At 67.8% G+C, this 21,384-nt stretch carries 14 protein-coding genes and 3 rRNA genes; 10 read left to right on the top strand and 7 right to left on the bottom strand.

The window, feature by feature from the left end; all coding sequences use genetic code 11:
• Nucleotides 1–9 precede the first annotated feature (9 nt).
• Both AC3IYJ_RS07090 and AC3IYJ_RS07085 read left to right on the top strand, forming a co-directional pair.
• A complete protein-coding gene (locus AC3IYJ_RS07090) occupies nt 10–480 on the top strand; it encodes a DUF742 domain-containing protein (protein ID WP_489400486.1) in 471 nt (156 codons plus the stop codon).
• Complete coding sequence (locus AC3IYJ_RS07085) at nt 461–1,087, top strand: GTP-binding protein (RefSeq protein WP_489400485.1); 627 nt, start codon at nt 461–463, stop codon at nt 1,085–1,087. Before AC3IYJ_RS07090 ends, AC3IYJ_RS07085 begins: the two co-directional genes overlap by 20 nt.
• A gap of 202 nt (nt 1,088–1,289) precedes the next feature.
• On the opposite strand, the gene AC3IYJ_RS07080 is transcribed toward AC3IYJ_RS07085, so the two are convergent.
• Genes AC3IYJ_RS07080 through AC3IYJ_RS07065 form a run of 4 tightly spaced genes read right to left on the bottom strand, consistent with a single transcriptional unit; the run spans nt 1,290 to nt 4,105 of the window.
• Entirely contained in the window at nt 1,290–2,489 is a 1,200-nt protein-coding gene (locus tag AC3IYJ_RS07080) for a lipid-transfer protein (RefSeq protein ID WP_489400484.1), read from the bottom strand.
• Nucleotides 2,486–2,965: a Zn-ribbon domain-containing OB-fold protein gene (locus AC3IYJ_RS07075; protein WP_489400483.1), complete on the bottom strand. Its 480-nt coding sequence runs from the start codon at nt 2,963–2,965 to the stop codon at nt 2,486–2,488. The genes AC3IYJ_RS07080 and AC3IYJ_RS07075 overlap by 4 nt, the downstream gene beginning before the upstream one ends.
• 40 nt (nt 2,966–3,005) lie before the next feature.
• Entirely contained in the window at nt 3,006–3,374 is a 369-nt protein-coding gene (locus AC3IYJ_RS07070) for an Mpo1-like protein (protein ID WP_489400482.1), read from the bottom strand.
• A gap of 14 nt (nt 3,375–3,388) precedes the next feature.
• Nucleotides 3,389–4,105: a M15 family metallopeptidase gene (locus AC3IYJ_RS07065; RefSeq protein WP_489400481.1), complete on the bottom strand. Its 717-nt coding sequence runs from the start codon at nt 4,103–4,105 to the stop codon at nt 3,389–3,391.
• A 23-nt stretch (nt 4,106–4,128) separates the two neighbouring features.
• Between AC3IYJ_RS07065 and AC3IYJ_RS07060 the strand changes: the two genes are divergently transcribed.
• Both AC3IYJ_RS07060 and AC3IYJ_RS07055 read left to right on the top strand, forming a co-directional pair.
• Complete coding sequence (locus AC3IYJ_RS07060) at nt 4,129–4,638, top strand: NUDIX domain-containing protein (RefSeq protein WP_489400480.1); 510 nt, start codon at nt 4,129–4,131, stop codon at nt 4,636–4,638.
• A gap of 188 nt (nt 4,639–4,826) precedes the next feature.
• Nucleotides 4,827–6,686, top strand: coding sequence for a M1 family metallopeptidase (locus AC3IYJ_RS07055; RefSeq protein ID WP_489400479.1), 1,860 nt, complete (start codon nt 4,827–4,829; stop codon nt 6,684–6,686).
• Between the two features lie 64 nt (nt 6,687–6,750).
• Here AC3IYJ_RS07055 and AC3IYJ_RS07050 read toward each other — a convergent pair whose 3' ends face one another.
• Nucleotides 6,751–9,099, bottom strand: a complete 2,349-nt coding sequence (locus tag AC3IYJ_RS07050; protein WP_489400478.1) for a glycoside hydrolase family 31 protein — start codon at nt 9,097–9,099, stop codon at nt 6,751–6,753.
• A gap of 268 nt (nt 9,100–9,367) precedes the next feature.
• Between AC3IYJ_RS07050 and AC3IYJ_RS07045 the strand changes: the two genes are divergently transcribed.
• Nucleotides 9,368–11,362 (top strand): acetoacetate--CoA ligase, encoded by a 1,995-nt coding sequence (locus AC3IYJ_RS07045; protein WP_489400477.1) that lies wholly within the window; start codon nt 9,368–9,370, stop codon nt 11,360–11,362.
• Nucleotides 11,363–11,432: 70 nt separating this feature from the next.
• Nucleotides 11,433–12,368, top strand: coding sequence for a DUF8829 domain-containing protein (locus AC3IYJ_RS07040; protein ID WP_489400476.1), 936 nt, complete (start codon nt 11,433–11,435; stop codon nt 12,366–12,368).
• 116 nt (nt 12,369–12,484) lie between these two features.
• Here AC3IYJ_RS07040 and ptsP read toward each other — a convergent pair whose 3' ends face one another.
• The gene (gene ptsP, locus AC3IYJ_RS07035; RefSeq protein ID WP_489400475.1) at nt 12,485–14,155 is read right to left on the bottom strand and encodes a phosphoenolpyruvate--protein phosphotransferase; all 1,671 of its coding nucleotides are present in this window, start codon (nt 14,153–14,155) and stop codon (nt 12,485–12,487) included.
• Between the two features lie 73 nt (nt 14,156–14,228).
• Nucleotides 14,229–14,678 (bottom strand): PTS sugar transporter subunit IIA, encoded by a 450-nt coding sequence (locus tag AC3IYJ_RS07030; protein ID WP_489400474.1) that lies wholly within the window; start codon nt 14,676–14,678, stop codon nt 14,229–14,231.
• 767 nt (nt 14,679–15,445) lie between these two features.
• Between AC3IYJ_RS07030 and AC3IYJ_RS07025 the strand changes: the two genes are divergently transcribed.
• The 4 genes from AC3IYJ_RS07025 to clsA all read left to right on the top strand — a co-directional run bounded on the left by AC3IYJ_RS07025 (nt 15,446) and on the right by clsA (nt 21,294).
• Nucleotides 15,446–16,970, top strand: a 16S ribosomal RNA gene (locus AC3IYJ_RS07025).
• A 286-nt stretch (nt 16,971–17,256) separates the two neighbouring features.
• A 23S ribosomal RNA gene (locus AC3IYJ_RS07020) occupies nt 17,257–20,380 on the top strand.
• Between the two features lie 74 nt (nt 20,381–20,454).
• Nucleotides 20,455–20,572 (top strand): 5S ribosomal RNA (gene rrf, locus AC3IYJ_RS07015).
• The 16S, 23S and 5S rRNA genes sit together here, the layout of an rRNA operon.
• A 131-nt stretch (nt 20,573–20,703) precedes the next feature.
• Nucleotides 20,704–21,294, top strand: a complete 591-nt coding sequence (clsA, locus tag AC3IYJ_RS07010; protein ID WP_384663848.1) for a cardiolipin synthase ClsA — start codon at nt 20,704–20,706, stop codon at nt 21,292–21,294.
• The last annotated feature ends 90 nt before the right edge of the window (nt 21,295–21,384 follow it).

Below are 21,384 nucleotides of genomic sequence, written 5' to 3'. Positions count from 1 at the left end.
TCGTACGGCATGAGCGATTCAGGCCAGGACCACCCCGCCCGCTTCCCCCACCCCGCCCGCGACGAGGCGCCCGGCCAGCCTTCCGACCAGCCGTCCGACCAGGCGCCCGAGCAGTGGTTCGACGACGAGGCGGGTCCCGTCGTGCGCCCGTACGCGATGACCCGCGGCCGGACCAGCCACGCGGGCCAGCACCGGCTCGACCTGATCGCCCTCGTGGTCGCGGAGCCCGCGGCCGACGACCCGGTCTGGGACGCGACGCTGTCCCCGGAACACGCCCACATCCTCGGACTGTGCCGACAACGCCCGCAGTCCGTCGCGGAACTCGCGGCGGAGCTCGACCTCGCGGTCGGTGTCGTACGCGTCCTGATCGGCGACCTCGTCGACGACGAACTGGTCCACGTGACCAGGCCGGTCCCCCCGGCCGAACTGCCCGACGAATCCATACTGCGTGAGGTGATCGATGGCCTTCGGGCGCTCTAGCCGCACCGGCGCCATGCATGCCGTGACGCCGGTCGAGCCGCTGACCCTGAAGATCCTGGTCGCGGGCGGTTTCGGGGTGGGCAAGACCACCCTGGTCAGTGCGGTGAGCGAGATCAGACCGCTGCGGACGGAGGAACGGCTCTCCGAACCGGGCCGCCGCGTCGACGACACCGGGGGAGTGGAGGGCAAGAACACCACGACCGTGGCCATGGACTTCGGGCGCATCACGCTGCGCGAGGACCTGGTGCTCTACCTGTTCGGCACGCCCGGACAGGACCGGTTCTGGTTCCTGTGGGACGAGCTGGCCCAGGGTTCCCTCGGGGCGGTCGTCCTCGCGGACACCCGGCGCCTCGCCGATTGCTTCGCCGCCGTCGACTACTTCGAACGGCGCGAGATCCCCTTCGTGGTGGCGGTGAACTGCTTCGACGGCGCCGACCGCCACCCCGTGGTGTCCGTGCGGGAGGCGCTCGACCTCACCCCGGAGGTGCCGGTCCTGCTGTGCGACGCCCGGGACCGGGAGTCCGTGAAGGACGTCCTGGTGGGGGTCGTGGAGCATGCGATGACGCTGGCGCGGGCCCGGCGCCGGAGCCTGACGGCCGGGGCCTGACCCCGGCGGACGACCCCGGCCGCCGGCCCGTGACATGGAGGCGGCCCGTACCCCCGCCGACTGGGGTACGGGCCGCAGCTCTCATGGGGGGATCAGGGGTCCCGGTCGCGGAGCGGGACTGTGGAGAGAGTGTGAACCCGCCGTCAGGGGCCGTCAAGCGTGTGGACAACAGCCCCTGTTCAGCCAGTGTCCGGCGCCGGGCTCACCGCACCGCGACGACCGCGGAGCCGTGGCCGAACAGCCCCTGGTTCGCGGTGATTCCGGCCCGCGCCCCCGGCACCTGGCGGTCCCCGGCGGTACCCCGCAGCTGCCAGGTCAGCTCACACACCTGGGCAATGGCCTGCGCCGGGACCGCCTCGCCGAACGAGGCCAGCCCGCCACTGGTGTTGACCGGGATCCGCCCGCCGAGCGCGGTCGCGCCCTCCCGTACGAGCTTGGCCCCTTCGCCCTGCCCGCACAGGCCGATGTCCTCGTACCACTCCAGCTCCAGCGCGGTGGACAGGTCGTACACCTCGGCCAGCGAGAGGTCGTCGGGCCCGAGCCCCGCCTCCTCGTAGGCCGCCCGTGCGATCGAGGCCCTGAAGGACCCCGCCGCAGGCTCCACCGCGGTCACCGAGTCGGTGGCGATGTCCGGCAGGTCCAGGACCGTACGGGGATACGTGGGCGTCACCGTGGACACGGCCCGGATCCGCACCGGGTCGGCGACCCCCCGGGAGCGGGCGAAGTCCATGCTGCTCAGCACGAGCGCCGCGCCCCCGTCGGAGGTGGCGCAGATGTCGAGCAGCCGCAGCGGATCGGCGACGATCGCCGAGGCGGCCACCTCCTCGGCCGTCACGGCCTTGCGGTAGCGGGCGTTCGGGTTGAGCAGCCCGGCCGCCGCGTTCTTCACCTTGACCTGCGCGAAGTCCTCCCCGGTGTCCCCGTAGAGGGCCATGCGCCTGCGGGCGTACAGCGCGAAGTAGGCGGGGTTCGTGGCCCCCAGGACCCGGAAGCGCAGCCAGTCCGGGTCGTCCGGCCGGTCCCCGCCCGCCGGGGCGAAGAACCCCTTCGGCGCGGCGTCCGCCCCGACCACCAGCACCACGTCGGCCAGTCCGGCCAGGATCTGCGCGCGGGCCGCCCCGATGGCCTGGGCTCCGGACGCGCAGGCCGCGTACACGCTGGTCACGCGCGCGCCCTGCCAGCCGAGGGCCTGGGCGAAGGTGGCGCCGGCCACGTAGCCGGGGTAGCCCGACCGTACGGTGTCGGCCCCGACGATGGACTGCACGTCGGTCCACTCCAGCCCGGCGTCGGCGAGCGCGGTCCGGGCGGCGGCCCGTCCGTACTCGACGAAGCTGCGTCCCCACTTGCCCCACGGGTGCATACCGGCCCCGAGGACGGCTATGTCTGCGGAGGAGCCGCTCATTCCTTCACCTCCACCGGCCGGAAGTGCCAAGTGGTCCAGGTGGTGGCGGACTCGGCGTCCTCGTTCAGCACGCCGCCCACCACCTCGACCTCCATCCCGACCGCCAGATCGGCGACCGTCACCCCGGGCACCGTCTGCCCGAGCACGACCATCCCCTCGGCCTCCAGCTCCACGGCGACCAGGGTGTACGGGGTCCAGGGCGCGTCCGGGTCGGACACGTACGGCGCGGGCGGCCGGTACCGGCCGTCGGTGTAGGACCAGACGCGGCCGCGCGGGGACAGCTCGGTCTGCGCGAGCTCGCCGCCGCCGGGACAGTGCGGATTGCGGCAGTACGCGTCCTCGCGCGGGAAGAACACGGCGGCGCAGGCGGAGCACCGGGTGCCGAGCAGCCGGAAGCCGCCGGCGGGCGCGACGCCCTCCGCCGCGTCGTCCCCGGTGAACCACCCGCTGACGACGGGTGTGCGTGTGCGTTCCAAGACCCCTCCCGAAACAGACTCCTGATGATCTGACGATCCGTCAGGAGTCTGTCATGGGAACACCCGGTCGGCACGGGTTCTCGGCGAGCCACTTCCGCGCGATCTCGCCCAGCTCCGCGTCCCGCCCGGCCAGCATCATCCGGATCATCTGCGCGTCCCCGCGCAGCGACCAGCCCGGATTCCCGAAGGTGGCCGGGTTGTTCCCCTCGATGAGGAAGTGCGCGGGCCATGCCGTCCCGTACCCGATGAGGGGGAGTGCGGCGAGGTAGCGCCTGCGCCCGCGCGCCAGTCCGCAGGCGGTGACGGCGAGGCCGGTGAGGGTGCCGGTGAGATGGATCCACCGGGTGGCGGCGCGGGAGTGCATCGCCACGTAGTAGGGCCAGAACTCCTCGTAGGAACCGAATGTCATGCCGGGCACCGTACTCAGGGGTGGACGGCGGCGACAGAGACGGGGAAGTCGAAGTACGTGTCCGGGAACGCCTCCGGCCTGTACGTGAAGTGCCACCACTCCTCGGGCAGGTTCACGAACCCCTGGGCGGCGAGCACCCGCCCGAGCAGATCGCGGTGCTCGCGGGCCGGGCCGGTGACGAGCGGGCTGTCGGTGTGCGCGAGCGGATCGAAGCGGTCGAAGGGGGTCCCCATGTCCACGGGCTCCCCGCCGGGGCCGGTCAGTGTCAGGTCCACGGTGCTCCCGCGACTGTGCCCCGACCTCTCGGCGATGTACCCCTCCGGGATCAGCCGGTCCTTGTCCACCCGGGGGTAGTACTCCGCCTTCGTGCTCTGATCCGCCGGGTCCCCGGCCCAGCGCACGAACCGGTCCACGGCCCGCTGCGGCCGGTAGCAGTCGTGGACCAGGAGGGAGTACCCGCGCCGCAGCACCTCGCGCTGTGCCCGCCGCAACGCCCGGGCGGCGGGCCGCGCGAGGAGGCAGGCAGGCTCCTCGTAGCCGTCGACGACGGCCCCGGTGAAGTTGTGCGCGGTGGCGTACCGCATGTCCTGGCCGATGGTCGGATCGACCTCCGCCAGCACGGCGAACCCGGGGGCCGGGGGCGGGGACCCGCCGGCCGTCGCTCCCGCACTTCCCGAAACGGCCGCGAGGACCGCAGCGACCGCACCGACCACAACGAGCGTCGTCCTCATGTCCCTTGGCATACCATCGCCGCATGCCGGCACACCTGAGGGACTCGCACTGCTCCACCTGCGGAGCACTGTTCGATTCGGCCGACTGGCCCCGTACCTGCCCCTCGTGCGGCCAGGTCGCCTACCGCAACCCGCTCCCGGTCGCGGTGGCCCTCCTGCCCGTCGAGGACGAGCTCGGCACCGGCCTGGTGGTCATCACCCGCACCATCGAGCCGGCCCTCGGCGGCGTGGCCCTGCCCGGCGGGTTCATGGACTTCGGCGAGGACTGGCGTACGTCGGTCGTCCGCGAACTCCGCGAGGAGACCGGCATCGAGGCCCCGGCCCACGAGGTGACCCTGGCGGCCGCCCACAGCTCCCCGGCCGGCCACCTGATCCTCTTCGGCCTCCTCCCCACCCGCCCGGCCTCCGCCCTGCCCGCGTCCGCCCCCACGGACGAGACCACGGGCTGGCACGTCCTGCGCGGCCCGCAGCCGCTGGCGTTCCCGCTGCACACGAAGGCGGCGGGGGACTGGTTCGCGGGGCGGTACGCGTAAGCGCACTGCGCCGCCCGCGTCCGCCGAGCGGTGAGGGGAACACCTTTACCGAACTCTGATGGCATGCTCCGGTCAAATCTGCCAGGCTTCCGGCAGCCGTCACCCCCGCGGCTGCCATCCGGCGCACCCAGGTCGGCCGGGCAGCCACCGAGCAGGCCGGAATCCCGGCCGCCTCAAAGGAGTTTCGTGTGAGATCAACCCCCCACAAGGTCCTCGCCGCGAGCGCTTTCGCCATCGCCGCGCTGATCGCCGCCGCACTTCCCGCCACCTCGGCGGCAGCGGCCCCGGCCGCACCCGCCGCACCCGCCGCCTGCACGCCGACCCAAGTGGTCGGCAACGGCGGCTTCGAGAGCGGTACTTCACCCTGGACCCAGTCCCAGACCAGCGTGATCACCAACCGCGCCGGCCAGACCGCCCACGGCGGCACCTACTTCGCCTGGCTGAACGGAGTCGGCAGCACCCACACCGACACCCTCTCCCAGAGCGTCACGATCCCCTCCGGCTGCAGCACCGCCACCCTGACCTTCTGGCTCCACATCGGCACCGCCGAGACCACCACGTCCACGAAGTACGACAAACTGACGGCGAAGATCGGCACCACGACGCTGGCGACGTACTCGAACCTCGACAAGAACACCGGCTACGTCCAGAAGTCCTTCGACGTATCGGCGTTCGCGGGCCAGACCGTCAGCGTCGCCTTCACCGGCACCGAGGACTCCAGCCTCCAGACGAGCTTCGTCGTCGACGACATCGCCCTCGACACCTCCGGCGGAACCGTCCCGCCCGCGGACAACGCGCGCACTCCGGCGACGCCCGCGTACACCGTCGACCTGAGCAGCAACGCGAGCGGCACCGGCTGGACCGGCCACGAGAGCGCGAGCTTCACCAACGCCTCGGCCACCGCCCTCAGCGAGGTGTACCTGAGGCTGTGGGACAACTACCACGGCACCTGCGCCGCCATGCCGATCACCGTCACCAACGTCACCGGAGGCACCGCGGGCGCGCTGTCCGTCGGCTGCACCGCCCTCCAGATCACCCTGCCGACGCCGCTGGCACAGGGGCAGAGCGCCACGATCGGCTTCGACCTGGGGATCACCGTTCCCAGCGGCGCCGACCGGTTCGGCTACGACGGGGCCTTCAGCATGGTCGGCAACGCCCTGCCGGTGCTCGCGGTCCGGGACGGAGCGGGCTGGCACCTGGACCCGTACACCAACAACGGCGAGTCCTTCTACTCGCTGGCCTCCGACTTCAAGGTGACCCTGGACCACCCCACTTCCCTGCTGGTGCCGGCCACGGGCGCCTCGGTCGACACCCCGGGAACCAGCGGGCGCACCGTCACCACCGCCACCGCCACCAAGGTCCGCGACTTCGCCTGGGCCGCCGGCCCGTTCAGCAAGATCTCCGGCACCTCGGCCTCCGGCACCCCGGTCAACATCTACTCCGTCTCGGGCATCAGCGCCTCCGACTCGCAGTCGATGCTCACCACCGCGAAGTCCGCGGTGGACGCCCACTCCGCCCGCTTCGGGGCCTACCCGTACGGTGAGCTGGACGCGGTGATCGACAACAACTACTGGTTCGGCGGCATGGAGTACCCCGGGTTCGTCCTCGACCTGGTCAGCACCACGGCCCTCACCCACGAGATCGCCCACCAGTGGTGGTACGGCATCGTCGGTGACGACGAGTACACCAGCCCCTGGCTGGACGAGTCGTTCACCGACTACGCCACCGACCTCGCGCAGAACAAGACCGGCGCGAGCTGCTGGAACAGCGTCTCCTGGGCCTCGTCGGCCGAGAAGATCACCAACTCGATGGCCTACTGGGACACCCACTCGTCCCGCTACTCCACCGTCGTCTACGGCTACGGCAAGTGCGCCCTGCACGACCTGCGGCGCGTCCTCGGCGACACGGTCATGGCCAAGCTCCTGAAGGACTACGCCACTTCGCACTGGTACGGAGTCTCGACCACAGCCGAGTTCAAGGCGGCCGCCCAGGCCGCCACGACCACGGACCTGACCTCGTTCTGGACCACGCACCGCATCGACGGCTAGCAGGACCCGGTTCGCCGCGGGGGCGCCTCCTACGGGCGCCTCCCGCGGCGGATCCGGCCGCTCCTCAGAGCCCCCGCACCACCACGCCCTCCACCGGCGCTCCCGCCTCGTCCTCCACCACCACCGCGTCCCCCGCCCACCGCACGGTGTACCGCTCCACCTCGCCCGGCTCGAAGCCCGGCCCGGGATCGCGGACCACCAGCCCGCCGCCCGTACGGCCCCGCGCCGGCGCCCAGGCCTCCAGGACCACCGACCCGTCGGCCGCGGCGACCGGCAGGAGCGAGCCCGCCCGGGCCAGCACCGGGATCCGGTCCACGGGGGCGTCCAGCAGCACCTGGCCCGGACCCTCGTAGGCCGCACCCGTCGCCGTGTCGTACCAGCGGCCGCGCGGCAACCGCACCGCCCGCCGGTCCGAGCCGCACTCCAGCACCGGAGCCACCAGCAGCGCGTCGCCCAGCAGGAACGCGTCCTCGCAGTCCCGCAGCGCCCGGTCCTCCGGCGTCCCCCACCACAGCGGCCGCACGTACGGGGCTCCCGTCCGCCGCGCCAGATGGGCCAGCGTCACGAAGTACGGGCGCAGCCGCTCCCGTTCCAGCAGCACGGCCCGGGCCGCCCCGGTCGTCGCCTCCCCGAACTCCCACGGCTCCCGCCGCCCCGCGAAGATCGCCGAGTGCGTCCGGAACAGCGGCAGGTACGAACCCAGTTGCAGCCACCGCAGGTACAACTCCGTTGAGGGCGAACCCCAGAAGCCGCCGACGTCGGGGCCCGAGTACGGCACCCCGCACAGGCCGAGCCCCAAAACCAGCGCCAGCGAGGCCCGCAGCCCGTCCCAGCTGCTCTCCACGTCCCCCGACCAGGTGCCCCCGTACCGCTGCATGCCCGCCCACCCCGACCTGGAGAACAGGAACGGCCGCTCGGCCGGGCGCAGTCGTACCAGTCCCTCCCAGCCCGCCCGCGCCATCCCCAGCGCGTACACGTTGTGCGCGGCCCGGTGGTCCCCGCCCGCCCCGTCCAGGACGTGCCGCGCCGACCGGGGGAGCGTGCGGTCCCCGAACGGGGCGAAGGAGACCGGCTCGTTCATGTCGTGCCAGATCCCGGCGAAGCCCTGCGCGAGCCGTTCCCCGTAGAGCCCGCCCCACCACTCCCGCGCGGCCGGATCGGTGAAGTCCGGGTACGCGCATTCGCCCGGCCACACCTCCCCGCGGACCTCCCGGCCCGCCGCGTCCCGTACGAAGGCCCCGTGCTCGCCGACCGCCAGGCCCGAGGCGTGTACCGGATCGCCCGCCTTCACCGCCGGGTCGACGATCGAGACCAGGCGTACGCCGTCGTCCGCCAACTCGGCGGCCAGCCCCGGCAGATCGGGGAACCGCTCGCGGTCCACCGTGAAGACCCGGTGCTCGTCGTAGTGGTCGATGTCCAGATGGACGGCCGAGAGCGGCAGGCCCCGTTCCGCGTACCCGGCCACGATCCGGCGCACCTCCGCCGCGCTCCCGAACCCCCACCGCGCGTGCTGGTACCCGAGCGCCCACTCCGGCGGCACGGCCGCGCCGCCCGTCAGCCCCGACCAGCCCTGCAGCACCCGCGCGGGCGGGCCCACCAGCACCCAGCAGCGCAGGGGACCGCCCTCCATGCGCAGCTCGCAGCTCCCCGGCCGGTCCGCACCCGATCCGGCCCCCTCCTCGCCCTCCCGCAACACCACCCGCCCGTCCCAGGTGTTGTCGTGGAACACCAGGTGCGTCCCGGCGTCCGCCACCACCAGCTGTACCGGCATGGTGATGTACAGCGGGTCCCCGGTCCGGCCGAACCCGTGCTTCGGGTCGGTGTTCCACAGCCGGTAGGAGCCGTCCCTGAGCCGGGGCCCCGCCGCCCGCCCGCCGAGCCCGAACACCCGCGCGTCCGCCGGGACCTCGCTGCGCAGCAGCCACCGGGCCCCGTGCCCGCCGCCGTCCTCCACCGGTTCCCACCAGCGCGGCGGCAGCTCGCGGCGCAGCACCGTCCCGCCCGGGGTGCGCACCTCCACCGCCCCGTGCCGGGACACCGCGACGGTCACCCGCTCGGAGACCACCCGCCAGCCGCCCTCGGTGTCCGGTTCGAGCACGGCGCGCGGATCGGCCTCCGGCCCGCCACCGACCACGGCGTACGAGGGGGTGGGCGCGGCCCCGTCCCAGCTCCAGAACACCGCCCCGCCCACGGTGACCCGTACCAGCAGCTCCGAACGGGCGAACCGCAGCACGCCCCCGCCCGGCCGGGGCTCCGTACCGGTCAGCAGACCCGGCACCCGGGCCCGTTCCGCGCCCCGGGGTGCGAGCCCCGCTCTGTCCACGCGCCGGTTGCGCCAGGCCGAGCGCCAGGCGCGCCTCCCCCGCTCGCTGCCGAGCTCCTTCACCGCACGTACCAGCTCACGACCGTCCATGGCGCCCACCCTGCCACCGGCACCTGCCCGGGACGGCTGCGTTCAACTGCCGTTCACTCTCAAAAGGATCACAAGGGACCGCCCATGACGGCTCTGGTGCGGATGTCGATCACATGGCATCGTCCCTGTGTGCCTCCGCGCGCCCACCCCGAGCGCGGTGACACCGTACGAACACCACAAGACGCACCACACGACGCACCACACGACACACCAGCCGACACGACACGCCCACGAAGCGCGAGCCGCAGACGTGACCGGGAGCCGACGCATGACCGCAGCAGCCACCCCCTCCGAGCCCCTCTGGTCCCCGGGCCCCGACCGGATCGCCGCGGCCCGGATCACCGCTTTCCAGGCCTGGGCCGCCGAACACCACGGCGCCCCCGCCGACGGCGGCTACCCGGCCCTGCACAGCTGGTCCGTCGACGAGCTCGACACCTTCTGGCAGGCCGTCGCCGAATGGTTCGAGGTCCGCTTCACCACCCCGTACCGGTCGGTCCTCGCCGACCGGTCCATGCCGGGCGCACAGTGGTTCCCCGGCGCCACCCTCAACTACGCCGAGCACGCCCTGCGCGCCTCCGAGGACCCGGCGCGCGCCGACGACGCCGCCCTGCTGTACGTGGACGAGACGCACGAGCCCACCACCGTCACGTGGGCCGAGCTCCGCCGCCAGGTCGGCGCACTCGCCGCCGAACTGCGCGCCCTGGGCGTAAGCCCCGGCGACCGGGTCAGCGGCTACCTCCCCAACATCCCCGAGGCCGTCACCGCGCTCCTCGCCACCGCCGCGGTCGGCGGAGTCTGGACCTCCTGCGCCCCCGATTTCGGCGCCCGCAGCGTCCTGGACCGCTTCCAGCAGGTCGAACCGGTGGTGCTCTTCACCGTCGACGGCTACCGCTACGGCGGCAAGGAGCACGACCGCCGCGACACCGTCGCCGAGCTGCGCGCCGAGCTCCCCTCGCTGCGCGCCGTGGTCCACATCCCGCTCCTCGGCACGCCGGCCCCCGCCGGGGCCCTGGAGTGGTCGGCCCTCACGGCAGGCACCGCGTCGTCGGAGGGGGGCGAGCCCGTCTTCGAGCCGGTCCCCTTCGACCACCCGCTGTGGGTCCTCTACTCCTCCGGGACCACCGGCCTGCCCAAGGCGATCGTCCAGTCCCAGGGCGGCATCCTCCTGGAGCACCTGAAGCAGATCGGTCTCCACTGCGACCTGGGTCCCGGGGACCGGTTCTTCTGGTACACCTCCACCGGCTGGATGATGTGGAACTTCCTCGTCTCCGGCCTGCTCACCGGGACCACCGTCGTGCTCTACGACGGCAGCCCGGGATTCCCCGACACTGGTGCCCAATGGCGCATCGCGGAGCGGACCAAAGCCACTCTGTACGGGACTTCCGCCGCCTACGTGATGGCCTGCCGGAAGGCGGAGGTCCATCCGTCCAGGGACTTCGACCTGTCCTCGGTCAAGTGCGTGGCGACCACCGGCTCCCCGCTGCCGCCCGACGGCTTCCGCTGGCTGCACGACGAGGTGGCCGAGGACCTCTGGATCGCCTCCGTCAGCGGGGGCACCGACGTCTGCAGCTGCTTCGCCGGCGCCGTGCCCACCCTCCCGGTCCACATCGGCGAGCTCCAGGCCGCCTGTCTGGGTACGGACCTCCAGGCGTGGGACCCGACCGGGAAGCCCGTCATCGGCGAGGTCGGCGAGCTCGTGGTCACCAACCCCATGCCGTCGATGCCGATCCGCTTCTGGAACGACCCGGACGGCAGCCGCTACCGCGACAGCTACTTCGAGATGTTCCCCGGCGTCTGGCGCCACGGCGACTGGATCACGATCACCGACCACGGCTCCGTGGTCATCCACGGCCGCTCCGACTCCACCCTGAACCGCCAGGGCGTCCGGATGGGCTCCGCCGACATCTACGAGGCCGTGGAGCGGCTCCCCGAGATCAAGGAGTCCCTGGTCATCGGCCTGGAGGAGCCGAACGGCGGCTACTGGATGCCGCTCTTCGTCCACCTTGCACCCGGCGCCGTCCTCGACGACGACCTCCGCGCCCGGATCAAGGCGACGATCCGCGAGGAGCTCTCCCCGCGCCACGTCCCCGACGAGATCATCGAGGTCCCGGGCGTCCCGCACACCCTGACCGGCAAGCGCATCGAGGTCCCGGTCAAGCGCCTCCTCCAGGGCGCCCCGATGGACAAGGCGGTCAACCCGGGCTCGGTCGACAACCTCGACCTCCTGCGCTTCTACGAGGAGCTCGCCCGCACCCGGCGCTGACCCCGGCGTCACTGTCAGTGGCTGTGATTACTCTGAGTGAGCAAGCGATCGCGCCACTCAGGGGGACCCGATGCCACGCTCGAACGACAGCAGGACCGGCACCACCGCGGGACGGCCCGCCCGTACCGCTCGCGGCGCCCGCGCCGGCAGGCGCCGCACACTGCGCCGCGAAGTCCCCGGCACCATCGGCCTCCTGGCCGACGCCGGGGACTTCGCGGCCATGCTCGGCTACCGCAGCTTCACCTTCGACGACCACCGCGACTACCTGGACCAGATCGACGGCCTGCTCCGCTCCCGCGCGGCCCAGGGCATCCACACCACCGTCACCCTCTTCGATCCCGAGGAGTACGCCGAGTACTGCACGGAGCACGGGCTCGACCCGGACACGCCCCAGGCCCGGACCCGCTTCACGGCCGAACTGGCCGGCACGGGCCCCGGCCTCCCGTACGCGGGCCAGCCCATCGACGAACTGGTCCCGCTCCTGGTCGACGAAGCCGTCCGCCAGGCCACCTGGGAGTACGCCACCACGCTGCTGGCCGGCGTGGGCAGCTGCGCCGACTGCGGGGAGGACATCGGGACCGCCTCCTTCGAGCGCGCGGCCGACGCGCTGGAACAGCTGGTCCGACGGGCCGGCCCCGGCCACCACCACCTGGTGTGCAGCGTCCCCACCGAGACCGAACAGCTCGTGGCCGTGCTCCATGTGGACACGAGCCCCGAGGGCCCGCCAAACATCGAGGGCCGCGAGGGCCTCGACTTCGTGACCGTCCTCGCCGCGGGCCTGGCCCTCGGCGGACCCGGGGGACTGGTCCTGCGCAGCGCTACCGAGGGCCACCCGGACCGCGTCCACGGCTGGCGCCTGGACCACGGCCGCCTGGTACCCCTCTCCGCGGCGGCCGTCTTCAACGCCTACTGCACCGACGCCGACACCGGAGACCCCGTCGCTCCGGAACCGGGCGTCGAACACCTACCCGGCTACGAAGTGGACACATCGGGGCCGCACCACTGACCCGAACGGGTGCGGCCCCGGAAACGGCCGAGGGGCCCTCGCCACCGGCGAAGGCCCCTCGATCGAAACGCACACCGTCCTGCGCGGTGCCCTCACGGGCGCGGTGTCTTCCTGAACTACTCGCCGGACAGCACGGCCTGGGCGGCCACGCGGGCCTCCTCGGCGCTGTCCGCGGCGCGCGCGGCCGCAGCCGCACGCTCGCACTGGGCGAGGGTGTACTTGGCGAGCGTCGCCCGGACGTAGGGAATCGAAGCGGCACCCATCGACAGGGAGGTGACACCCAGACCCGTCAGCACACAGGCCAGCAGCGGGTCGGAAGCGGCCTCGCCACAGACACCGCAGCTCTTGCCCTCGGCCTTGGCGGCGTCGGCCGACATGGCGATCAGGTCGAGCAGCGCGGGCTGCCACGGGTCCTGCAGTCGCGAGACGGCACCGACCTGGCGGTCGGCGGCGAAGGCGTACTGCGCGAGGTCATTGGTGCCCAGCGACAGGAACTCGACCTCCTGCAGGATCGAGCGCGCCCGCAGCGCGGCGGAGGGAATCTCCACCATCGCGCCGAACTTCGCCTGCAGACCGGCCTCGCGGCACGCGTCCGCGAACGCCTTGGCGTCGATCCGGTCCGCCACCATCGGGGCCATGACCTCGAGGTAGACCGGCAGCCCCGCGGAAGCCTTCGCCAGCGCGGTGAGCTGCGTACGCAGCACGTCCGGGTGGTCGAGCAGCGAGCGCAGACCACGGACACCCAGAGCCGGGTTCGGCTCGTCGGCCGGGGTCAGGAAGTCCAGCGGCTTGTCGGCGCCGGCGTCCAGGACGCGTACGACTACACGACCCTCGGGGAAGGCCTCGAGCACCTTGCGGTACGACTCGACCTGCTTCTCCTCGGTCGGAGCCTTCTTGCTGTCGTCCAGGAAGAGGAACTCGGTGCGGAACAGGCCCACACCCTCCGCCCCGGCATCGACGGCCGCCGGCACGTCGGCCGGACCACCGATGTTGGCCAGCAGCGGCACCTTGTGACCGTCGGACGTCGCGCCCGGACCAGAGGACGAGGAGAGAGCGGCCTTGCGCTCGGCGGCCGCGGCCTCCAGCTCGGCCCGCTTCGCCGCGCTCGGCTCCACGAACAGGTCGCCGGTGCTGCCGTCGACGGCGATGACCGTACCCTCGGCGATCTCGCCGGCGCCCGGAAGCGCCACGATGGCCGGCACGCCCAGCGCCCGCGCGAGGATCGCGCTGTGGCTGGTCGGGCCGCCTTCCTCGGTCACGAAACCGAGGACCAGCGCCGGGTCGAGCAGAGCCGTGTCGGCGGGAGCCAGGTCCCGCGCGATCAGTACGTAGGGCTCGTCGCTGTCCGGCACGCCCGGCATCGGCACGCCGAGCAGGCGCGCGACGATGCGGTTGCGCACGTCGTCCAGGTCGGCCACGCGGCCCGCCATGTACTCCCCGGCACCCGCGAGCAGCTCGCGGTACTGGGAGAAGGCGTCGTACACACCGCGCTCGGCGGTGCTGCCCACGGCGATCCGACGGTCGACGTCGGCCATCAGCTCAGGGTCCTGAGCGATCATGGCCTGAGCCTCGAGCACGTGCTGAGCCTCGCCACCGGCCAGCTGGCCGCGTGCGATCAGGTCGGCCGCAACAGCGTCCACGGCCTGACGGGCGCGCCCCTGTTCGCGCTCCGCCTCGTCCGCGTTGATCTGCTTGGCCGGCGGCTCGAGAACCGCCGTACCCATGTGCCGAACCTCGCCGATCGCCACACCGTGGCTCACGCCGACGCCTCGCAGCGTTGTCTCCATTTCACCCGTCTCCGATTGAGCGACGGCCCCGCCGCCGCGATGGATGTCCGACTCGCCTATGGAGGCGGACACGTCACTTCCAGCTGAAGAGGACGTCCGAAGTCTTCACGTCCCCGGGCTCGGCCACGTCGGAGAGGGAGTCCGCGGTTGCCTCCAGCGCCACGATGGGGCAGATGGAGGACTTGCCCGCGGTCTCGACGGCAGCGGGATCCCAGCGGATGACGGCCTGGCCGCGGGTCACGGTGTCGCCCTTGTTGACGAGGAGCTCGAAGCCCTCGCCGTTGAGCTGAACGGTGTCGATGCCCAGGTGCGTCAGCACACCGTGGCCTTCGCCGTCGACGACGACGTACGCGTGCGGGTGCAGGGAGACGACCACACCGTCGACGGGGGCCACCGCCTCCGAGAGCTCCTGCACGGGCTTGATGGCGGTGCCCGGTCCCACCATCGCGCCGGAGAACACCGGATCGGGCACTGCCGCGAGTCCGATAACGGTCCCGGCGAGTGGGGACGTCACGCTGGTCATGTGGGGCCTCCCAGGGGTGGGGCTACTTCGTGTCGCCGTCACAACCTGTCCTGGACGGCGTACTTTGAGAAGGGTAAGTCATGAGACGTCCCGGTTCCGTCTGAACTACACCTGTTGGTAGAGGTAGTGACGGAGGTCCCGAGCGAGTCAGGTGACAACCTAGTGGACTAGACCACCGGACTGGACCATACGCCTGAATCGATTTGCCTGGGCACCACCGGACCTGTACTGTCGAGACTCCCGCCAGGAAGCCCCGCGTGAACATTTCGCGAACGGCTGATGGACGGGACTCCTCCTCTCTTTTACTGATCTTGATCTCAACTTCTTTCCGCGTGCCTATTCGGCAAAACGGAGAGTGGTCAGGGAGACGGAAAAGGACTGATAGAGTCGGACTCACCGGAAAGGGAAAAGCGCGAAAGCGCAGGACCTGGAAGGCGGAAAACAAGCGAGACCGACTCTGATAGAGTCGGAAACGCAAGAACAACGAAGGAAGCGCCCGGAGGAAAGCCCCAGTAAGTGTTACTGAGGGTGAGTACAAAGGAAGCGTCCGTTCCTTGAGAACTCAACAGCGTGCCAAAAATCAACGCCAAAAAGTTGATACCCCGTCCACCTCGGTGGATGAGGTTCCTTTGAAAAAGACCTGTGAGGTCGCGGTTCTGCCGTGATGCTTGCAGGCAATTACACAGCGAGGACGCAGTGGACGGTCGGTCTTATTCCGACATGACTGTCCCGCTCTAAGTGCGTGTGCACCCGATTACGGGTAAACATTCATGGAGAGTTTGATCCTGGCTCAGGACGAACGCTGGCGGCGTGCTTAACACATGCAAGTCGAACGATGAAGCCCTTCGGGGTGGATTAGTGGCGAACGGGTGAGTAACACGTGGGCAATCTGCCCTTCACTCTGGGACAAGCCCTGGAAACGGGGTCTAATACCGGATAACACTCCTGCCTGCATGGGCGGGGGTTAAAAGCTCCGGCGGTGAAGGATGAGCCCGCGGCCTATCAGCTTGTTGGTGGGGTAATGGCCCACCAAGGCGACGACGGGTAGCCGGCCTGAGAGGGCGACCGGCCACACTGGGACTGAGACACGGCCCAGACTCCTACGGGAGGCAGCAGTGGGGAATATTGCACAATGGGCGAAAGCCTGATGCAGCGACGCCGCGTGAGGGATGACGGCCTTCGGGTTGTAAACCTCTTTCAGCAGGGAAGAAGCGAAAGTGACGGTACCTGCAGAAGAAGCGCCGGCTAACTACGTGCCAGCAGCCGCGGTAATACGTAGGGCGCAAGCGTTGTCCGGAATTATTGGGCGTAAAGAGCTCGTAGGCGGCTTGTCACGTCGGATGTGAAAGCCCGAGGCTTAACCTCGGGTCTGCATTCGATACGGGCTAGCTAGAGTGTGGTAGGGGAGATCGGAATTCCTGGTGTAGCGGTGAAATGCGCAGATATCAGGAGGAACACCGGTGGCGAAGGCGGATCTCTGGGCCATTACTGACGCTGAGGAGCGAAAGCGTGGGGAGCGAACAGGATTAGATACCCTGGTAGTCCACGCCGTAAACGTTGGGAACTAGGTGTTGGCGACATTCCACGTCGTCGGTGCCGCAGCTAACGCATTAAGTTCCCCGCCTGGGGAGTACGGCCGCAAGGCTAAAACTCAAAGGAATTGACGGGGGCCCGCACAAGCAGCGGAGCATGTGGCTTAATTCGACGCAACGCGAAGAACCTTACCAAGGCTTGACATATACCGGAAAGCATTAGAGATAGTGCCCCCCTTGTGGTCGGTATACAGGTGGTGCATGGCTGTCGTCAGCTCGTGTCGTGAGATGTTGGGTTAAGTCCCGCAACGAGCGCAACCCTTGTCCTGTGTTGCCAGCATGCCCTTCGGGGTGATGGGGACTCACAGGAGACCGCCGGGGTCAACTCGGAGGAAGGTGGGGACGACGTCAAGTCATCATGCCCCTTATGTCTTGGGCTGCACACGTGCTACAATGGCCGGTACAATGAGCTGCGATACCGTGAGGTGGAGCGAATCTCAAAAAGCCGGTCTCAGTTCGGATTGGGGTCTGCAACTCGACCCCATGAAGTCGGAGTTGCTAGTAATCGCAGATCAGCATTGCTGCGGTGAATACGTTCCCGGGCCTTGTACACACCGCCCGTCACGTCACGAAAGTCGGTAACACCCGAAGCCGGTGGCCCAACCCGTAAGGGAGGGAGCTGTCGAAGGTGGGACTGGCGATTGGGACGAAGTCGTAACAAGGTAGCCGTACCGGAAGGTGCGGCTGGATCACCTCCTTTCTAAGGAGCACAGTACCGATTGCAGACAAACGTTCTGCACGGTCAGCTCAGGGTGGAACGTTGATTAGTTGGCACGGTTTCCAAAACCTTCTGTGAGTACTGCTTCGGCGTGGAAAACAGTTTGAGTGGCGGGGATCGTGCTTGGCACGTTGTTGGGTATCTGAGGGTACGGCCGTAAGGTCTTATCTTCTGCGATGCCGGCCCCAGTGAACTTCACTTCTAGTAGGTGAGGGTGATGGGTGGCTGGTCGTTGCTTGAGAACTACACAGTGGACGCGAGCATCTGTGGCCAAGTTTTTAAGGGCGCACGGTGGATGCCTTGGCACCAGGAACCGATGAAGGACGTGAGAGGCCGCGATAGGCCCCGGGGAGCTGCCAACTGAGCTTTGATCCGGGGGTGTCCGAATGGGGAAACCCGGCAGTCGTCATGGGCTGTCACCCACTGCTGAACACATAGGCAGTGTGGAGGGAACGCGGGGAAGTGAAACATCTCAGTACCCGCAGGAAGAGAAAACAACCGTGATTCCGGGAGTAGTGGCGAGCGAAACCGGATCAGGCCAAACCGTATGCGTGTGATACCCGGCAGGGGTTGCGCATGCGGGGTTGTGGGAATTCTTTTGATCGGTCTGCCGGCCGGTCGGCGAGTCAGAAACCGTTGATGTAGTCGAAGGACATGCGAAAGGTCCGGCGTAGAGGGTAAGACCCCCGTAGACGAAACATCAGCGGCTTGCTTAAGAATCTCCCAAGTAGCACGGGGCCCGAGAAATCCCGTGTGAATCTGGCGGGACCACCCGCTAAGCCTAAATATTCCCTGGTGACCGATAGCGGATAGTACCGTGAGGGAATGGTGAAAAGTACCGCGGGAGCGGAGTGAAATAGTACCTGAAACCGTGTGCCTACAAGCCGTGGGAGCGTCGCCGTTATTCTTCGGAATAACGGTCGTGACTGCGTGCCTTTTGAAGAATGAGCCTGCGAGTTAGCGGTGTGTAGCGAGGTTAACCCGTGTGGGGAAGCCGTAGCGAAAGCGAGTCCGAATAGGGCGATTGAGTTGCACGCTCTAGACCCGAAGCGGAGTGATCTAGCCATGGGCAGGTTGAAGCGGAGGTAAGACTTCGTGGAGGACCGAACCCACCAGGGTTGAAAACCTGGGGGATGACCTGTGGTTAGGGGTGAAAGGCCAATCAAACTCCGTGATAGCTGGTTCTCCCCGAAATGCATTTAGGTGCAGCGTCACGTGTTTCTTGCCGGAGGTAGAGCACTGGATAGGCGATGGGCCCTACCGGGTTACTGACCTTAGCCAAACTCCGAATGCCGGTAAGTGAGAGCGTGGCAGTGAGACTGTGGGGGATAAGCTCCATGGTCGAGAGGGAAACAGCCCAGAGCATCGACTAAGGCCCCTAAGCGTACGCTAAGTGGGAAAGGATGTGGAGTCGCAGAGACAACCAGGAGGTTGGCTTAGAAGCAGCCACCCTTGAAAGAGTGCGTAATAGCTCACTGGTCAAGTGATTCCGCGCCGACAATGTAGCGGGGCTCAAGCGTACCGCCGAAGTCGTGTCATTGCAGCAATAGGGCCAACGCCCGCTGTGATGGGTAGGGGAGCGTCGTGTGCCGGGTGAAGCAGCAGCGGAAGCTAGTTGTGGACGGTTCACGAGTGAGAATGCAGGCATGAGTAGCGATACACACGTGAGAAACGTGTGCGCCGATTGACTAAGGGTTCCTGGGTCAAGCTGATCTGCCCAGGGTAAGTCGGGACCTAAGGCGAGGCCGACAGGCGTAGTCGATGGACAACCGGTTGATATTCCGGTACCCGCTTTGAAACGCCCAATATCGAATCAGGCGATGCTAAGTCCGTGAAGCCGTTCCGGACCCTTCGGGGAAAGGAAAGTGGTGGAGCCGACGAACCAGACTTGTAGTAGGTAAGCGATGGGGTGACGCAGGAAGGTAGTCCAGCCCGGGCGGTGGTAGTCCCGGGGTAAGGGTGTAGGCCGAGGGGTAGGCAAATCCGTCCCTCATATAAGGCTGAGACCTGATGCCGAGCCGATTGTGGTGAAGTGGATGATCCTATGCTGTCGAGAAAAGCCTCTAGCGAGTTTCATGGCGGCCCGTACCCTAAACCGACTCAGGTGGTCAGGTAGAGAATACCGAGGCGTTCGGGTGAACTATGGTTAAGGAACTCGGCAAAATGCCCCCGTAACTTCGGGAGAAGGGGGGCCATCACTGGTGAAGGAACTTGCTTCCTGAGCTGGGGGTGGCCGCAGAGACCAGCGAGAAGCGACTGTTTACTAAAAACACAGGTCCGTGCGAAGCCGTAAGGCGATGTATACGGACTGACGCCTGCCCGGTGCTGGAACGTTAAGGGGACCGGTTAGTCACATTTCGGTGTGGCGAAGCTGAGAACTTAAGCGCCAGTAAACGGCGGTGGTAACTATAACCATCCTAAGGTAGCGAAATTCCTTGTCGGGTAAGTTCCGACCTGCACGAATGGCGTAACGACTTCTCGACTGTCTCAACCATAGGCCCGGTGAAATTGCACTACGAGTAAAGATGCTCGTTTCGCGCAGCAGGACGGAAAGACCCCGGGACCTTTACTATAGTTTGATATTGGTGTTCGGTTCGGCTTGTGTAGGATAGGTGGGAGACTTTGAAGCTGTGACGCCAGTCATGGTGGAGTCGCCGTTGAAATACCACTCTGGTCGTGCTGGATGTCTAACCTCGGTCCGTGATCCGGATCAGGGACAGTGTCTGATGGGTAGTTTAACTGGGGCGGTTGCCTCCCAAAAAGTAACGGAGGCGCCCAAAGGTTCCCTCAGCCTGGTTGGCAATCAGGTGTTGAGTGTAAGTGCACAAGGGAGCTTGACTGTGAGACCGACGGGTCGAGCAGGGACGAAAGTCGGGACTAGTGATCCGGCGGTGGCTTGTGGAAGCGCCGTCGCTCAACGGATAAAAGGTACCCCGGGGATAACAGGCTGATCTTCCCCAAGAGTCCATATCGACGGGATGGTTTGGCACCTCGATGTCGGCTCGTCGCATCCTGGGGCTGGAGTCGGTCCCAAGGGTTGGGCTGTTCGCCCATTAAAGCGGTACGCGAGCTGGGTTTAGAACGTCGTGAGACAGTTCGGTCCCTATCCGCTGTGCGCGTAGGAATATTGAGAAGGGCTGTCCCTAGTACGAGAGGACCGGGACGGACGAACCTCTGGTGTGCCAGTTGTCCTGCCAAGGGCATGGCTGGTTGGCTACGTTCGGGAGGGATAACCGCTGAAAGCATCTAAGCGGGAAGCCTGCTTCAAGATGAGTATTCCCACCTCCTTGAGAGGGTAAGGCTCCCAGTAGACGACTGGGTTGATAGGCCAGATGTGGAAGCCCGGTAACGGGTGGAGCTGACTGGTACTAATAGGCCGAGGGCTTGTCCTCAGTTGCTCGCGTCCACTGTGTTAGTTCTGAAGTAACGAACTGTGTTCATATCCGGTTGGTTAACTTCATAGTGTTTCGGTGGTCATAGCGTTAGGGAAACGCCCGGTTTACATTCCGAACCCGGAAGCTAAGCCTTTCAGCGCCGATGGTACTGCAGGGGGGACCCTGTGGGAGAGTAGGACGCCGCCGAACAATCATTGTAGAAAGCCCCGTACCAGGGAACTGGTACGGGGCTTTTCTGCGTTTACGGGCCAGTCGGAGGCCTCCTGTAGGGTCAGGGGGCATCGTTCGACGCTTTTTCTACAGTCAGTGGAGGCCCCCGGGTGGAGGTCCAGGAGACTCGGGTTCAGACCGACCGAATTTTCACCATTCCGAACATCCTGAGCATGGCTCGCCTTGCCGGCGTACCCTTGTTCCTGTGGCTGATCCTGGCCAAGCACGACGGCTGGGCGCTCGCCGTTCTCATGCTCAGCGGGGTCAGTGACTACCTCGACGGGAAGTTGGCCCGGCGCTGGAATCAGATCAGCAGCCTCGGAAGGCTGCTGGATCCGGCTGCAGACCGGCTCTACATCCTGTCCACGCTGTTCGGTCTCACGTACCGCGGGATTCTGCCGATCTGGCTCACGGCGGCCCTGCTCGCACGGGAGCTGATGCTTCTGGTGATGGTCTGGATCCTGCGCCGCCACGGCTATCCGCCGCCGCAGGTCAACTTCCTGGGCAAGGCCGCGACCTTCAACCTGATGTACGCCTTCCCCTTCCTGCTGGTCAGTGAAGGGACCGGCTGGTTGGCCTGGACGGGCTCCGTTTTCGGATGGGCGTTCGCAGGATGGGGTACAACCCTCTACTGGTGGGCAGGAATCCTTTACGTGGTCCAAGTCCGCCGGCTGGTCAAGGCGGACGCCACGGCCGATTGAGCTCGCTCGGCGCCTGACTGACGCGCAGGAGTGGTCCAGTCACCGTCCGGGAGGGGCGAGGTCGGCTTAGACGCCGTCTCTCTAGGAGGA

The organism is Streptomyces sp. GL_140 (assembly GCF_057834465.1).
This window is presented reverse-complemented; position numbering and strand designations above follow the sequence as displayed.

Bases quoted from the DNA above. Each gene is read 5' to 3' on its own strand.
- AC3IYJ_RS07085 (WP_489400485.1), top strand. From the start codon at position 461: ATGGCCTTCGGGCGCTCTAGCCGCACCGGCGCCATGCATGCCGTGACG.
- AC3IYJ_RS07045 (WP_489400477.1), top strand. From the start codon at position 9,368: ATGACCGCAGCAGCCACCCCCTCCGAGCCCCTCTGGTCCCCGGGCCCC.
- AC3IYJ_RS07065 (WP_489400481.1), bottom strand. From the start codon at position 4,105: ATGAGGACGACGCTCGTTGTGGTCGGTGCGGTCGCTGCGGTCCTCGCG.
- AC3IYJ_RS07030 (WP_489400474.1), bottom strand. From the start codon at position 14,678: ATGACCAGCGTGACGTCCCCACTCGCCGGGACCGTTATCGGACTCGCG.
- AC3IYJ_RS07040 (WP_489400476.1), top strand. From the start codon at position 11,433: ATGCCACGCTCGAACGACAGCAGGACCGGCACCACCGCGGGACGGCCC.
- AC3IYJ_RS07070 (WP_489400482.1), bottom strand. From the start codon at position 3,374: ATGACATTCGGTTCCTACGAGGAGTTCTGGCCCTACTACGTGGCGATG.
- AC3IYJ_RS07080 (WP_489400484.1), bottom strand. From the start codon at position 2,489: ATGAGCGGCTCCTCCGCAGACATAGCCGTCCTCGGGGCCGGTATGCAC.
- AC3IYJ_RS07050 (WP_489400478.1), bottom strand. From the start codon at position 9,099: ATGGACGGTCGTGAGCTGGTACGTGCGGTGAAGGAGCTCGGCAGCGAG.
- ptsP (WP_489400475.1), bottom strand. From the start codon at position 14,155: ATGGAGACAACGCTGCGAGGCGTCGGCGTGAGCCACGGTGTGGCGATC.
- AC3IYJ_RS07090 (WP_489400486.1), top strand. From the start codon at position 10: ATGAGCGATTCAGGCCAGGACCACCCCGCCCGCTTCCCCCACCCCGCC.
- AC3IYJ_RS07060 (WP_489400480.1), top strand. From the start codon at position 4,129: ATGCCGGCACACCTGAGGGACTCGCACTGCTCCACCTGCGGAGCACTG.